Source organism: Arcicella sp. BE140, assembly GCF_031456255.1.
Taxonomy (GTDB): domain Bacteria; phylum Bacteroidota; class Bacteroidia; order Cytophagales; family Spirosomataceae; genus Arcicella; species Arcicella aquatica.
This window is the reverse complement of sequence record NZ_JAVDUE010000009.1, coordinates 125,771-140,621: the sequence shown is the minus strand read 5'-3', so window position 1 is coordinate 140,621 and position 14,851 is coordinate 125,771. Positions and strand designations below refer to the sequence as shown.

At 35.0% G+C, this 14,851-nt stretch carries 13 protein-coding genes; 6 read left to right on the top strand and 7 right to left on the bottom strand.

Translation table 11 applies throughout. The annotated features are described in order from the left end of the window. The first annotated feature begins 59 nt into the window (after positions 1-59). On the top strand, positions 60-401 hold the full coding sequence (gene secG / locus J2Y60_RS14120; RefSeq protein ID WP_309918868.1) for a preprotein translocase subunit SecG: 342 nt from the start codon (positions 60-62) through the stop codon (positions 399-401). A 49-nt stretch (positions 402-450) separates the two neighbouring features. Here secG and J2Y60_RS14115 read toward each other — a convergent pair whose 3' ends face one another. After that, a complete protein-coding gene (locus J2Y60_RS14115) occupies positions 451-1,164 on the bottom strand; it encodes a hypothetical protein (protein ID WP_309918865.1) in 714 nt (237 codons plus the stop codon). 354 nt (positions 1,165-1,518) lie between these two features. Here J2Y60_RS14115 and groES point away from each other — a divergent pair, with 354 nt between their 5' ends. The 3 genes from groES to J2Y60_RS14100 all read left to right on the top strand — a co-directional run bounded on the left by groES (position 1,519) and on the right by J2Y60_RS14100 (position 5,070). After that, entirely contained in the window at positions 1,519-1,797 is a 279-nt protein-coding gene (gene groES, locus J2Y60_RS14110) for a co-chaperone GroES (protein WP_184135555.1), read from the top strand. Positions 1,798-1,968: 171 nt separating this feature from the next. Then, a complete protein-coding gene (groL, locus tag J2Y60_RS14105; protein ID WP_309918862.1) occupies positions 1,969-3,597 on the top strand; it encodes a chaperonin GroEL in 1,629 nt (542 codons plus the stop codon). 219 nt (positions 3,598-3,816) lie between these two features. Then, a complete protein-coding gene (locus tag J2Y60_RS14100) occupies positions 3,817-5,070 on the top strand; it encodes an ATP-binding cassette domain-containing protein (RefSeq protein ID WP_309918858.1) in 1,254 nt (417 codons plus the stop codon). Between the two features lie 103 nt (positions 5,071-5,173). On the opposite strand, the gene J2Y60_RS14095 is transcribed toward J2Y60_RS14100, so the two are convergent. From J2Y60_RS14095 to J2Y60_RS14070, 6 genes are all read right to left on the bottom strand, one after another. Continuing rightward, positions 5,174-5,884 (bottom strand): hypothetical protein, encoded by a 711-nt coding sequence (locus J2Y60_RS14095; RefSeq protein WP_309918856.1) that lies wholly within the window; start codon positions 5,882-5,884, stop codon positions 5,174-5,176. Between the two features lie 199 nt (positions 5,885-6,083). Then, complete coding sequence (gene purL, locus J2Y60_RS14090) at positions 6,084-9,779, bottom strand: phosphoribosylformylglycinamidine synthase (RefSeq protein WP_309918852.1); 3,696 nt, start codon at positions 9,777-9,779, stop codon at positions 6,084-6,086. A 265-nt stretch (positions 9,780-10,044) separates the two neighbouring features. Next, the gene (locus J2Y60_RS14085) at positions 10,045-10,521 is read right to left on the bottom strand and encodes a hypothetical protein (protein ID WP_309918850.1); all 477 of its coding nucleotides are present in this window, start codon (positions 10,519-10,521) and stop codon (positions 10,045-10,047) included. Between the two features lie 35 nt (positions 10,522-10,556). Next, entirely contained in the window at positions 10,557-11,381 is an 825-nt protein-coding gene (locus tag J2Y60_RS14080; protein ID WP_309918847.1) for a hypothetical protein, read from the bottom strand. 85 nt (positions 11,382-11,466) lie between these two features. Beyond that, positions 11,467-11,880, bottom strand: coding sequence for a hypothetical protein (locus J2Y60_RS14075; protein WP_309918844.1), 414 nt, complete (start codon positions 11,878-11,880; stop codon positions 11,467-11,469). Positions 11,881-12,145: 265 nt separating this feature from the next. Next, on the bottom strand, positions 12,146-13,063 hold the full coding sequence (locus J2Y60_RS14070) for an RluA family pseudouridine synthase (RefSeq protein WP_309918841.1): 918 nt from the start codon (positions 13,061-13,063) through the stop codon (positions 12,146-12,148). 193 nt (positions 13,064-13,256) lie between these two features. On the opposite strand from J2Y60_RS14070, the gene J2Y60_RS14065 reads away from it, so the two are divergent. Together J2Y60_RS14065 and J2Y60_RS14060 are read left to right on the top strand one after the other, a co-directional pair. Beyond that, the gene (locus J2Y60_RS14065; RefSeq protein ID WP_309918838.1) at positions 13,257-13,910 is read left to right on the top strand and encodes a hypothetical protein; all 654 of its coding nucleotides are present in this window, start codon (positions 13,257-13,259) and stop codon (positions 13,908-13,910) included. A gap of 158 nt (positions 13,911-14,068) precedes the next feature. Further along, positions 14,069-14,836 carry a CDP-alcohol phosphatidyltransferase family protein gene (locus tag J2Y60_RS14060; protein WP_309918836.1) on the top strand — a complete coding sequence of 256 codons (768 nt, stop codon included), beginning with the start codon at positions 14,069-14,071 and terminating at the stop codon, positions 14,834-14,836. Positions 14,837-14,851 lie beyond the last annotated feature (15 nt).

The window sequence follows — 14,851 nt, the reverse complement described above, 5'->3', positions numbered from 1 at the left end:
TCTCGTTTAAAAGCATAAAAACAATATTTAGAATTTCAAATTTTCAAATTAAATAAAAGATGTTCGGAGCAATTATCGTAGTTATTTGCATCATTGCAGTGTTATTAGTATTTGTAGTATTAGTTCAAAACCCTAAAGGTGGTGGTTTATCTGGAGAATTCGGAACTGCTGGTGCAAGCCAGATGTTTGGTGTTCAACGTACAGGAGACCTTTTGGAACAAATTACTTGGGGAGGTGCCATTTCTATTGCACTATTGGTTTTGGCTACAAAATTCATTACTCCTACAGAAAGTACTGAAGCTTTTAAATCAGTTAACACTGAAGCGGCTTCTAAAAAAGCAGGTATTCCAGCAGCAGCACCTGCATTAGGAACAAACCCAACTGATACTTCAAAAAAATAATATTATAGTTACGAACTAAAAAGGGGAAATTCAGCTGAATTTCCCCTTTTTAGTTCGTAACTACTTCCACTACTTTCTTTTTGGCAATCGGCAAAAAGGTTTCTTCCAGCGGTAGTACATATTTTGATTCTACTAAATACGTAGCAGGATTAGGAAGGTGTTTGTACCGTTTTACTAAATCTAGCTTGATGTTCTCGAAAGTACTTAGCGTACTTTTTTTGATGGTCTCTACATAAAAAGTCTTTAGTCCTCTCAAACGCTCGTGTTTGTTTTCAAAAATGGTTAGGTTGTATTGATACACCCGTGTTTCGTTGATACATGGCTCATGCAATAACAGATAGCCATCATTTTTGTAAAGTGGTAATATTCCAATCGGAGCAATCTGAATATCCTTCTGTACTTCCTCTACAATTTTTTCACCTTCGCTTAGTGCATTTTTAAAGCGAGGTAAAGCATATTCCATGATAGATTGTATCTCGGATAGATACTCACTCTCTGGTTGGTGAGATGACTCATATTCCAAATTTAAATTTTCAGGATTAACGCCCTTGATTCTCTTTGGGAACTGAATACTCATCTGAGTGATACCATCCTTGAAATACATAGAATAATCGTAATGATACTGTAAGTCTCGTAAGTCAGGGTATAACTTCTTACTTTTAAAATTACTTTTAACCTGTTGCAAATATGCCAGTAAAACATACTTTTTGTACTCAAAATCAATGAGTCCAGTGGTTAGCCAATCTTTCTCTAAGCTTTTCATAGGCGACATCATTTAGTGAAGGATTATTAATTAAGCAATATTCTAAAAAAGTAAATACAGACGGCACTTTATTAGAATACTTAAAGTTAATAGTTTTCATGAAAATGCCAAGATTTCTGAAAAATATTTTAAAGTCTGTCAAATAGTAATGCGTCTATCCCAAAAATTCTTATTTAGTCTCAAAACCTGACAATTTTACCGTTTTTCAGACAATGGCACAAAATATGATTAAATTTGTGTAGTTGAAGCTCGAATTGGTTTGATTAAGAGTTCATTAACGTGCTTTGAAAATCAAATTTAAATTCAACATTTACCTAAAAAATCAAATACAAAAAATAACTTATCAAAAAAACAATGTCAACAGTTAGTATCAAGCCTTTGGCTGACAGAGTTCTGGTAGAACCAGCAGCCGCAGAAGAAAAAACATCATTTGGAATTATCATTCCTGACACTGCTAAAGAAAAACCACAAAGAGGAATTGTTGTAGCAGTAGGTTCTGGTAAAAAAGATGAGCCATTGACAGTTGCAGTTGGCGACACTGTTTTGTACGGTAAATACTCAGGAACTGAAATTGCAGTAGAAGGTAAAGATTACCTTATCATGCGTGAAAGCGATATTTTCGCAATTTTGTAAGAAAGTGAATGGTAAGTAGTGATTGGTAATTAGTTTTATCTTTCATTATATTATCATCAATTTCAACTCAAAAATTTACTATTAAAATATTTTTTGAAAAAAATATGATTAGTAATTGTGAATTTCCTCTTAGCTATTCACCAATCACTAGTCACTAATAACTAAACAAAAATGGCAAAAGAATTATTTTTTGACACAGACGCTAGAGATAAATTGAAAAGAGGCGTCGATACTTTAGCTAACGCTGTTAAAGTAACTTTAGGACCAAAAGGTCGTAACGTAATCATTGACAAGAAATTTGGTTCACCTTCAATCACGAAAGATGGTGTTTCAGTAGCGAAAGAAATCGAATTAGAAGACGCCGTTGAAAATATGGGTGCTCAGTTAGTGAAAGAAGTAGCTTCTAAAACTGCTGATCAAGCTGGTGATGGTACTACTACAGCTACTGTCTTAGCACAAGCTATCTACACTATCGGTTCTAAAAACGTTGCTGCGGGTGCTAACCCAATGGATTTGAAACGTGGTGTTGACAAAGCTGTTACAGCTGTTGTTGCTTCGTTGAAATCTCAATCAAAAGCAATCGAAACTTCACAACAAATTGCTCAAGTTGCTACTATCTCTGCTAATTCGGATGCTACAATCGGTACAATGATTGCTGACGCGATGGACAAAGTTGGTCGTGAAGGCGTTATTACTGTTGAGGAAGCTCGTGGTACTGAAACTGAAGTTAAAACAGTAGAAGGTATGCAGTTCGACCGTGGATATTTATCTCCATATTTCGTAACTAATACAGAGAAAATGGAAGCTGAATTAGAGCGTCCGTTCATCTTGATTTCTGAGAAGAAAGTATCTTCAATGAAAGAACTATTACCAGTATTAGAAGGAGTTGCTCAAACTGGTCGTCCTTTATTGATCATTGCTGAAGATGTTGACGGAGAAGCTTTAGCTACTTTGGTAGTTAACAAAATCCGTGGTGCGCTGAAAGTTGCTGCGGTTAAAGCGCCAGGTTTCGGTGACCGTCGTAAGGCTATGTTAGAAGATATCGCAGTATTAACAGGTGGTACTGTAATTTCTGAAGAACGTGGTTTCAAATTAGAAAATGCTACAATTGAATATTTAGGACAAGCTGAAAAAATCATCATTGACAAAGACAACACTACTGTTGTAAACGGAGTTGGTGCGAAAGATGGTATCGAAGCTCGTGTTAACCAAATCAAAGCGCAAATCGAAAATACTACTTCTGATTACGACCGTGAGAAATTGCAAGAACGTTTGGCTAAATTGTCAGGTGGTGTTGCTATTCTTTACATCGGTGCTGCTACTGAAGTAGAAATGAAAGAAAAGAAAGACCGTGTTGACGATGCTCTACACGCTACACGTGCCGCTGTTGAAGAAGGTATCGTAGCTGGTGGTGGTGTTGCGTTAATCCGTGCTATCAAAGCGTTAGAAGGTTTAACTGGTGACAACGAAGATCAAACAACTGGTATCAACATTATCCGTCAAGCAATCGAATCTCCATTGAGAACTATCGTTGCTAACGCTGGTGGTGAAGGTTCAGTAGTAGTTAACGCTGTTAAAGCTGGCGAAGGTGACTTCGGTTATAACGCTCGTGAAGACAAATACGAAGATATGATTACTGCGGGTATCATCGACCCTACTAAAGTAACTCGTTTAGCATTAGAAAACGCTGCTTCTATCGCAGGTTTATTATTGACTACTGAATGTGTTATTGCTGACAAACCAGCTGCTGAAGCTCCACACGCACACGGTGGTGGCGGCGGAATGGGTGGAATGATGTAATATTCTAAGTTTTGAGTTAAGAGTTTTGAGTGATGAGTTATTAAATTCGTCAGTCTAAAGTCTTAACTCAAGATGATAGATTTAAGAGCTTAGAGATGAAGTTGATATACTCTGTACTCAAAACTCTCAAATCCACACTTAAAAAACTCCTTCAAGACCAATGGTTTTGAAGGAGTTTTTGTTTATTGCAGCAATATTCAAAATCAAGCGGTTTATTTTATGGAAATCACCAAACATTGGGCAATATTTTTATCAAACAGTGCCAATAAACAAGTATTTATCCAACAGTTATTATCTCAAAAAGCGAAGGATATTTTTGCCGAATTGAATCCATTACAGGGGTTGCTGTTTTCAAGCCTTACAGTTAATGAATACATTGATGAAGAAAATAGGCATGGATTTACGGTTGTGACAAAACACTTAAACAGAAGTTTAAAGTCGATGTCTAGTGGCGAGCAGAAGAAAGCATTATTGAATTATTTAGTCTCTCAAAAACCTGATTACCTTATCTTAGATAACCCATTTGATAATTTAGACGTTGAAGCACAAGCATCTTTATTAGCAATGTTGTGTGAAATCAGTAGCCATACCTCTTTGATACAATTGGTAAATCGTGAAAGAGATTTATTACCATTTATCAAAACAGTGATAAGTATTGAGCAAAATAATCAATTGGTTTTGCATGAAGACCTTCCAACATTTCTTGAAGCATATAGAAATACACAGACTTACTCTTTTTCAGGAGAAATCCCCCCTCCTATCAAGCATTATGATTTAGCCAATCCTGAATTGATTAAGTTCAATAAAGTAGATGTAAGTTATGGCGAAAAACATATCCTAAAAGACATTACTTGGACAATCCATAAAAATGAATTTTGGCATTTAATTGGCCCCAATGGTTCTGGAAAAACCACCATGCTATCAATGATTACAGGTGATAACCCAAAAGGATACGGACAAGACCTAACCCTATTTGGTAGAAGAAAAGGCACTGGAGAGACCGTTTGGTCAATTAAAAATAATATTGGTTACGTTACCCCTGCCATGACGGATTTGTTTACTGCTAGTCATACACTAGAACAAATGTTAATGTCTGGCTTTTATGATTCTATTGGTTTGTATAATAAACCTTCTGATTTGCAAATCAAACTCGCTAAACAATGGCTTACATTGATTGAGATGGATAAGCTGAAGAAGAAACCCTTTTTTATGCTTTCAGCGGGTCAGCAACGCATGGCTTTGGTAGCAAGAGCAATGGTAAAACATCCGCCATTGTTGATTTTAGACGAAGCTATAGCAGGTTTAGACGACCATAATACTTCGCTGGTTATTTCTTTAATCAACAAATTTGCTAACGAAAGCGAAAGCACCATTTTATACGTTTCGCATCGTACCGAAGATGGACTTTTTCCAAGAAATATATTTCAATTATTTCCTTCTGAGGAAGGGTCTGGTGGAGTGGTGATGAAGTGATTAAATAGGCTTGAATCAGCTTCAAGCCTATTTAATTTTAGTTCTTATTTGCTTCACCATCGTTGATTTTATCAATGAGATAAGAGTACGTAACAATATTATATTAATTGGCTGACTTCAAATGATTACTTAATTTATTCACTTTAAATTTATCTCCCTCAAAAGTATATACTATTGTATCGCTAATGTCTTTTTGATCATGTTCATGAAAAAAAAGCGATTCTACAACTACTAAATTATTGGGTTTATCATGCTGGTAGTGTGTAAAAAAATATTCAAAACTACGACTCGAATATCCATCGCCCGTGCTCATAGACCAATGATCTCCTAACTTATGAATTTTATCATCAGGAGAAATGCAGTAAAATCTCGATGTTTGGGTATAGTCGCAAGCCTCTAATCCCCAGTTTAGAATAAAGAAAAGCTTATTTCCATTCACATGATGCTTTCCAAGATTATAAAATGTTAAATCGTTATGCCCTAGAAATACATCTGAGAAAATCATTTTATTATTTTTATAAACCTTCAAAAAACCAGGATTCTTAAATCCATATTTATCTTCATTATATGCCGTATAACCAAATTCAACCCTGTACGCTCCTAAAAATTCTTTTCGTTTAGTCAATAGTTGAAGTGTCTGTAGAGAATCTTCACTTATGGAATGATTCATCAATGATTGAAAAATTCTAATAGAGTCTTCTGATTGTTTTAAATGAACTCTTTTAGCAGAAACTGTTATTTCTGATGTTTTAGTAGATGACTCTTCGCAGGAGATGAGAGAAAAAAAAGTCATGATGTAGAATAATTTTTTCATAGTAGAAAATAGAAAACTAATATTAAATAAGGTGAGTATTATAAAAATACTTTTTGGTATAGTAGTTATTTATAAGTAAAACGAACTTAAGCAACAATTTAATATAAAAATATCAAATTGGCTCTCCTTTTACTATTATTAATATAATAAAAAAGGAAGCCCGAAAGCTTCCTTTTTTATTATACTTATTTTCATATTCTTATTTCACTTCATTCTTAGCATCTATCCAAAGCCTCGCATTCACAAATGCTTCTAACCAAGGACTAACTTCATCGTTTTTACGATTAGCTGGGTAATTTGCCCAGTTCCAAGGGAAAGTTGAACGCTCAATGTGTGGCATTGTTACTAGGTGACGACCTGTGGCATCGCACATCATCGCAGTGTTGAAGTCTGAACCGTTTGGATTAGCTGGATAGGCTTCGTAACCGTATTTTCCTACAATGTTGTATTTTTCTTCTCCGTAAGGCATCACAAATTTACCTTCTCCGTGCGATACCCAAACACCTAAAGTAGTTCCTTCTAAAGTAGAAAGCATTACAGAATTGTTTTGCTGGATAGTCACTGACGTAAAAATACTTTCGTGTTTATGCGATTCGTTGTGGTGCATTTTGCCGTGTACTTCATGGTCTGGATTAATCAATTCCAATTCCATAAATAACTGGCAACCATTACAAATACCTACCGAAAGGGTGTCTTCACGCGCAAAGAATTTCTTAAGAGCCGTATTGGCTTTTTCGTTATACAAGAAAGCACCTGCCCAACCTTTTGCAGAACCTAATACATCTGAGTTAGAAAACCCTCCTACAGCACCGATAAATTGAATGTCTTCTAATGTCTCACGACCAGCAATTAAGTCGGTCATGTGTACGTCTTTTACGTCAAAACCAGCTAAGTACATGGCATTGGCCATTTCACGCTCAGAGTTTGAACCTTTCTCACGAATAATTGCCGCTTTCGGGCGAGTAGCAAGTGTACGATTATCAGCTAACTTACCAGTAAATTGTGTTGGTAGCGTATACGTTAATGGTTGGTTTTTGTAGTTTGTATAACGTGCTAAAGCTGTACCGTTTTTCGATTGTTTTGAGTCAAGCAAGAACGAAGTCTTATACCAAACATCTCGTAATTCAGACACAGCGAAATCGAATGATACTTCATTGTTTTTCACTGCCAAAGTATTGCCTTCTACTACATCACCAATTTTAACAATATTGATATTGTTTTCAGCAAAAATAGCCTCTACTGAAGCATCTGCTTGGAATACTAACGCAATGTTTTCGTTGAATAAAGTTTTTACAGTATCTGCTTCGCCTAAACCAGAAAGGTCGATATTTGCCCCAAGGTTTACATCTGCAAAACACATTTCTAATAAAGTAGTAATCAAACCTCCGCTACCAATATCATGTCCTGCTTCTATTTTACCCGCTTTAATCAAGTCTTGGAAAGTATCGAAAGCTGTTTTGAAATAAGCCGAATCTTGAATGGTTGGTACATCAGTACCAATTTTATTCAAAATTTGTCCAAAAGAGCTACCTCCTAATTTAAAGCTATCTTTCGATAAGTTCAAATAGTAAATCGCACCACCATTTCTTTGTAATACTGGCTCAACTATTTTGGTAATATCTGAACAATTTGCTCCTGCTGAGATAATCACCGTACCCGGTGCAATTACTTCATCGTTAGGATATTTCTGTTTCATCGAAAGCGAATCTTTCCCAGTTGGAATATTGATTCCTAATTCGATAGCAAAATCAGAACAACCTTTTACGGCTTCATACAAACGTGCATCTTCCCCTGCGTTTTTACAAGCCCACATCCAGTTAGCCGAAAGTGAAACTGATTTTAAACCGTCTTTTAACGGAGCGAAAACAATGTTTGATAATGCCTCAGCGATAGCGTTACGAGAACCAGCCACAGGGTCAATCAAAGCTGTTACTGGCGAGTGCCCAATAGTAGTTGCAATACCTTCTTTTCCTTTGAAATCCAAGGCCATTACACCAACATTGTTCAATGGCAATTGTAAAGGCCCTGTACATTGTTGTTTTGCCACACGTCCGCCTACACAACGGTCAACTTTGTTGGTCAACCAATCTTTACAAGCGACAGCTTCTAATTGCAATACTTGCTCAAGATAAGCAGGAATTTCTGTTTCTGAATAAGCTAACTCTGCGTAATTACGGATTACGTTTTTATCTGCCATCACCACTTTTGGCGAACTACCAAACATATCATCAATCGCAAAATCCATTGGTTTAGCACCAGTTGATTTCGATTCAAAAGTAAAGCGATGATTGCCCGTAATATCTCCGACAGTGTACATTGGCGAACGCTCACGGTCGGCTACTCTTTGAAGAGTTTCTAAATCTTTCTCTCCAATCACCAAGCCCATACGTTCTTGCGATTCGTTTCCGATAATTTCTTTTGCCGAAAGCGTAGGGTCGCCTACTGGCAATTTATCTAAGTCAATCAATCCTCCAGTCTCTTCTACCAATTCCGACAAACAGTTTAGGTGTCCCCCTGCACCGTGGTCATGGATTGAAACGATTGGATTATGTTCTGATTCTACTAAACCTCTAATGGCATTAGCAGCACGTTTTTGCATTTCTGGATTTGAACGTTGGATAGCGTTCAATTCGATACCAGAGCCAAATGCACCTGTATCTGCTGAAGATACTGCTGCACCACCCATACCAATGCGGTAGTTTTCACCACCCAATACCACTACTTTATCACCTACCGTTGGCTTTTGTTTTTTCGCTTGGCTTTCTTTACCATAACCAATACCACCAGCCAACATGATTACTTTATCAAAGCCTAATTTGCGGGCTTCTTCTTCATGCTCAAAAGTAAGCACAGAACCTGTAATCAATGGTTGACCGAATTTATTTCCAAAATCAGACGCACCATTTGAAGCTTTAATCAGAATGTCCATTGGTGTTTGGTACAACCATTCACGTTCGTTCATGGCATTTTCCCAAGGACGGTTTTCTTCTAAACGAGAATACGAAGTCATATAAACCGCTGTACCAGCCAAAGGCAATGAACCTTGTCCACCTGCCAAACGGTCTCGAATTTCACCACCTGAGCCTGTTGCAGCACCATTAAATGGTTCAACTGTTGTAGGAAAGTTATGTGTTTCTGCTTTTACAGAAATAACAGAATCAAATTCTTTTTCTTCGTAAAAATCAGGTTTATCCGCTGATTTTGGTGCGAATTGTGTAACACGTGGGCCTTTAATAAAGGCTACGTTATCTTTATAGGCCGAAACAATATCGTTCGGGTTAGTTTCAGACGTTTTCTTGATTAATTTGAATAACGAAGTTGGTTTTTCTTCGCCATCAATCACAAAAGTACCGTTGAATATTTTATGGCGACAGTGTTCAGAGTTTACTTGTGAGAATCCAAATACTTCCGAGTCTGTTAGTTTACGACCCAAACGTTCTGCTAAACCATTCAGATACCCAACTTCTTCTTCGCTTAAAGCAAGCCCTTCTTGTTTGTTATAGACAGCAATATCCTCAATCTCGATAATTGGCTCAGGTTGCACATTAATCGTATATATCGACTGATGCAATTGCGTATATTTTTGCGACAACATCGGGTCGAATCCTGTAAAATCTTCGTCAACTGCTTTAAACTCTTCAATACGAATAATCCCTTCGATACCCATGTTTTGAGTAATTTCAACAGCATTAGTACTCCACGGCGTAATCATTGCTGCACGTGGACCTACAAAAACGGCTTCCAATGTAGCATTTTCTTGGTTTACGACAGTAAAAGCATAGTCTTTTTTACTATTGAAAAGCCAAAAGAGTTTTTGAATATCCTCATCTGAAATAATGGCATACGTTTGCACGGCATAAACTGTGCTGGAGTGACTCCCGAAGAAATGAATCATGGTGATAGCAGATTGATAGTTGTTTGTCAGCCATTTTCACAAAAAGTGATAACAAAATAGCTGAATTACTAAAGAAAGTGCAAATTTAGGGGTTTTGAGAAAGAATACCTACTAAAATTTAGTTGATTCAAGGATGGCTATTAATTCAACTGAGAATCGTTGTGGATGATTAATTCAATGTCGACTTATTTTTATATGACGAGCGTGACCCTCTTTTTCCTTTGAGGTCGTAGGTGAACCTAAGACTAGCGGAAAGCCTTTTTCGTTACTTTCTTAATTCGTACCAATTATCAATAATTTTTTTCCAATTACCCTTTATCTTCTCTGGATTTGTAATACGTGCTAACTGCGGAGGTTTCTCTTCAAACATTACATTTATATAAACATCTAAATTTTCATCTACTTCTAAATAATTAATATTGTACTTTAAAAAACTCAATGTAAGCATTTCTTTTTGCATTGTATTTATGTTACAAGTATCTATTTGTAGGTGCTTACTTATTTTTAAAATTGTATTCGTTTGGCTATTTACAGTTATTACAAGGGGGTGTTTACACTCGTCAGAATAAACGAAGACGATAGGATTCCCTTTATCAAAGCCTCTCACAAAAAATGAATTTCCACTAAATTTTGTAAAATCGTCATTTTTGAACTTTTTAAGAAAATTATCATTTGGATTTTTTTCATCATTAGAGCAACTAACCATTAAAATGATTAACAGTATTTTCTTAAATATCATCATAACTTAAGCTTTGTTAATTACGGCTACGACTAGTATTAGAAGAATTGAAACGTCAGTTTATAGAATTTAGTAAGATAGCTATAGTCATCTACACCTGTTCTTATATGAGCCTTCATAATAACACTTGAGTCATTAATCCACTTAAGTGCTATTGGCTCCCAGCTTCCTCCATCAATAGTAAATTTCTTTATAAACTTTTCGCCTTTTATTTCAAACATTTCTAAACCATTACTTGAATAGCGTGCTCCCAAATCTTCACTGATAGCAATAAATTTTTGATTTTGAGGGTCTGCATAAATTTCCCCTATTGTATATTTTTCTTCCCCTGTATTTCTATTTATAATCATATAGCAGTTGCCTTCATAATATTGACCTCTAACCAAATAGGTGTTTATATTAGGGAAAAAATGCTCATAAGTATACAGAATATCATCGTAATTATCCTTTGAAATATCTTTTAATTCTTTTGTTTTCCCATTTGCTAGCGATAGCGTCAGAGTTTTTCCATTTCGCTTAAAATACATTGACTGCGTTTTTTTAAGATACTCTTCCAACCCTTTAAATGCCTTATAGGCATTATCATAATTATTCAAAATATTCTCTCGGACAGCTGCATCACTATACAAATTAGGAATCTCTACGCTATCAACAGTTTCTACATTAACGCTATAAGTTGAAAAATGAAAAGTTGTATCTTTCAGATCAATAATAGTATCTACCTTTTCTTGGGGAAGCTCAATTTCGTTGCTAATAGAAGCCAGCGTATCGGTCTTAACTTTCCTATTACTATTGTCTTTGGTAGTAGAGGTGCAAGCCACTATTAATAGAAGAAAAACTATAATTGGGAGTAGATATTTCATAAAACTATTTTTTAATAATCTTGGGGATTTTATTTACACTCGATGGTGCTGTTTAATTATTTAACGTATTGTTTTGTATGTTGAACTAGTCAACTATTTCCTCTAAGTCTTTATACACTAAATCGGCGCCTGACGGACTTGGTACAACAACTAATTCAAGTCCTTTTAATTCTGCTCCAGCGTATCCTAGTCCATTCGTACTTTTTATTTCTTCAAGTTTAATCCAGCTATTTACTAATACAAGTCCTGTTGCTTCAAAAGCCTCACCTTTTATTTGAATATCAAGATATTCTTTACCATCTTTTTCGATGAATTTATTAAAAATGTAATGAAGTTCATCAGGATTTGATTTCACTATTGATGCTAGTTCGTTTTTGTATTCCTTGGTAGTAGGGGCAAATTTATCAAAAACAGCATTAGATGCATTCTTGCTGTCGTTGCAAGCAGTCAACAAAGTTAGACAGCCGAGAAGAGTGGTGGTGATTGTCGAAATTTTCATTTTTTATGAGGTTTAACTATTTGATAATATATACAGCGGATTGCAAATCAGGAAGTGCGTTTTTTGGTGTTAAATCTTTTGGTGCAAAACCATATACTAGCTTTACACAAACATAATGTAATACTCGTAACAAAAAAAGCGGGTAATTATTTATTCTATAAAAATAAATAATTACCCGATAAATAGTAGTCGTAGGCTCTCTTACGTCTCAAAATGGAAAAGAGCGACACGCTTGTATATTCAAATATTCCATAACAGATAAAGCCTAAAACAAACTCAAAAATTTCTTAGGAACCTCGGTTTCAAAATACATCTCTTCATCAGTAATCGGATGTACAAATGATAATACCCAAGCATGAAGCCCTAAACGACCAATTGGGTCGGTCTTAGCACCATACTTTTCATCTCCTATTATCGGATGCCCGATATCTTTCATATGCACCCTGATTTGATTTTTTCTACCCGTCTCTAAATTGACTTTTACTAACGTATTAAATTCAGTGGTATTTAGGGTATCATAATGTGTAATAGCTTCTTTTCCAATAGCTGGATTGGAAGTAGAATAAACCATCAACGCTTTGCTTTCTACCAAGTACGAACGAACAGTTCCTAATGGATATTCTATAACGCCTTCTGTAACAGCTAAATATGTACGCTGTTGAATAGTTTCATTCCAAGACTCTTGTAAAAGCTTCTGTATTCTTTCGCTTTTAGCAAACATCATCAAACCTGACGTTTCACGGTCAAGGCGATGTACTACAAAAATTCTATTCGCTGGATCTTGTTTCTTAACATGGTCACTCAGCGTACTATAAGCATTATAAAGCTTTTGCTTTTCGGTGGCAATCGACAGGAAACCTTCTTGTTTTTCAATGATGATTAAATATTGGTCTTCATAAATAATCGTAAGACCTTTATACTTTTGTATTTCTGGTGCTTTAGAACTTTTAATATTAACAATCTGCCCTATTTTCAGGACATAATTATATTGTGTTACGGCTTTATTATCAACCAACACTTGCTTGTCTTTTAGAAAAGATTTTATATTATGGCGACTTTTATGCGGCATCTTGTCCAATAGAAAAGTCAACAATTCTCCTGATTCACTTACCTCAAAATGGCGTTCTGTTTTTTTTGTATCTTTTGGATTTCGTTCATTTGTTCTTCTATCCGTTTCTTTCATCTTCTAAAACTGTTTACTGTTTTCCAAAAGTTTATATCGTTTGGTTTTGCAAAGGTACAAAAATTAGGAGCTTATTTCTAATAATAGCACCTGGCTATCGTTGTAAGTATTGTTTAAATCTGATTTTTAAATATTTGTATCAAATTGATAATTTCATTAAGTTTAATTATTCAATTGAAAAATCGACAACACAATGAAAAAAACACTTTTTATAATACTCATTCTCTGTAAAGTACTCTCGGTAAATGCACAAGGTTTAAATGCTTCTGGCAATTTTCTACAAGATGTTAATGGCAAACCTGTCGTATCAAACAATACTGTTGAAATAGAAGGCAATCCTTATTTTCCTGAAGAATGGGCCGCTGGTAGTATAAAACTAAAAAATGGTGCAACTGTTACCTATAATGCACTAAGGCTAAATACTGCTACGGGTGCGCTTGAGTTTTTGAGAGATGACCAAACTTTTGTAGTGACTAATGCTTTTGATGAGTTTACCATTTTCAGTACTACTTTCAGAAAAGGTTTTCCTGCTGTTGATAGCCAAACAAATAATACTTTTTATGAAGTACTGTATGATGGTAAAGTTAAATTACTGTGTTATAAAAACGCAGTGATGTATGAAGAAAAGCCTTATAATTCCGCTACTAAAACCAAGAAATTCTTACATAATACTTCTTATTATATCTTGAAAGCAGACGGTACGATGGCTAAAGCTAAAAAAGACAAAAAGGCTATTTTGGCTATTCTGAATGATAAAACTGCTCAGATAGAAGAGTACTTAAAAAAAGGAAAGATCAAAGAATGGAGTGATGTCTCTAATACTTTAGCATATTACGAAAAACTATAAATCAAATAAAAACTTTAATTATCGGAGTTTTTTGTATATTTATTGGAGGATTTTATACTATAGCATTAGTACTTTTCATAACAAATAGTTTAAAAATTAGTTATTGATTCAATAGCGTATTTTACTCATATTGTTTTATAAGTACTTTCCCATTAATTATGCCTAAGCTTTCGATTGACGATAAATTTATTGACTTCTCAGACTACGGACGCCCTATTGCTACGTTTTTAGCTCATCATTTATCGAATTTAAAAGTAAATGCAATTCAAGTCACTTTTGTTTTTTTATTGGCTGGTATCATTTGTGTTTATTGTATCCAGACCAATCATTATATTTTGGCAGCTATTTTCTTGATGCTCAAAAATATTTTGGATGCTGTCGATGGTGAAATTGCTAGAATTACCAAACATCCATCCATTATTGGTAGGTATCTTGATTCAATTTTTGATTTTATTATTAATCTACTTATTCTATTTAGTATTCTTACTATTGAAAGTTCTTCAAGGGCAATCTTCCTGATGGCTTTCTTTGGGATTGAGTTTCAATGTTCGATTTATAACTATTATTATGTAATTTTGAGGAGAAGCTTGAACAACCATGAAACTAGCCGTATCCTTGAATTCAGAAAACCTGTTAGTTATCATTATGAAAGTCAGCGGTTAACTAATATTTTACATATTGCATTTCTATGTTTGTATTTAGTTTTTGATGCGTTGGTTTATGTATTAGACAAACCTGCTCTTTCTGTAAAGAAATTTCCAAAATGGTTTATGAGTTTGCTTTCTTTACTAGGGCTGGGGTTTCAATTATTAATAATTTGTGGTTTGCTTTGTTTAGGATTAACCAAAATGATTTTACCTTTTTTTGCTTGGTACAGTATTTTCGGTTTATTTGTAATTTTAATCAGAAAATTACTAGTGAGGTAAACGACAATTATCTTT

Bases quoted from the DNA above. Each gene is read 5' to 3' on its own strand.
- purL (WP_309918852.1), bottom strand. From the start codon at position 9,779: ATGATTCATTTCTTCGGGAGTCACTCCAGCACAGTTTATGCCGTGCAA.
- J2Y60_RS14060 (WP_309918836.1), top strand. From the start codon at position 14,069: ATGCCTAAGCTTTCGATTGACGATAAATTTATTGACTTCTCAGACTAC.
- J2Y60_RS14070 (WP_309918841.1), bottom strand. From the start codon at position 13,063: ATGAAAGAAACGGATAGAAGAACAAATGAACGAAATCCAAAAGATACA.
- groL (WP_309918862.1), top strand. From the start codon at position 1,969: ATGGCAAAAGAATTATTTTTTGACACAGACGCTAGAGATAAATTGAAA.
- J2Y60_RS14095 (WP_309918856.1), bottom strand. From the start codon at position 5,884: ATGAAAAAATTATTCTACATCATGACTTTTTTTTCTCTCATCTCCTGC.
- J2Y60_RS14085 (WP_309918850.1), bottom strand. From the start codon at position 10,521: ATGATGATATTTAAGAAAATACTGTTAATCATTTTAATGGTTAGTTGC.
- J2Y60_RS14115 (WP_309918865.1), bottom strand. From the start codon at position 1,164: ATGAAAAGCTTAGAGAAAGATTGGCTAACCACTGGACTCATTGATTTT.
- groES (WP_184135555.1), top strand. From the start codon at position 1,519: ATGTCAACAGTTAGTATCAAGCCTTTGGCTGACAGAGTTCTGGTAGAA.
- secG (WP_309918868.1), top strand. From the start codon at position 60: ATGTTCGGAGCAATTATCGTAGTTATTTGCATCATTGCAGTGTTATTA.
- J2Y60_RS14075 (WP_309918844.1), bottom strand. From the start codon at position 11,880: ATGAAAATTTCGACAATCACCACCACTCTTCTCGGCTGTCTAACTTTG.
- J2Y60_RS14080 (WP_309918847.1), bottom strand. From the start codon at position 11,381: ATGAAATATCTACTCCCAATTATAGTTTTTCTTCTATTAATAGTGGCT.
- J2Y60_RS14065 (WP_309918838.1), top strand. From the start codon at position 13,257: ATGAAAAAAACACTTTTTATAATACTCATTCTCTGTAAAGTACTCTCG.
- J2Y60_RS14100 (WP_309918858.1), top strand. From the start codon at position 3,817: ATGGAAATCACCAAACATTGGGCAATATTTTTATCAAACAGTGCCAAT.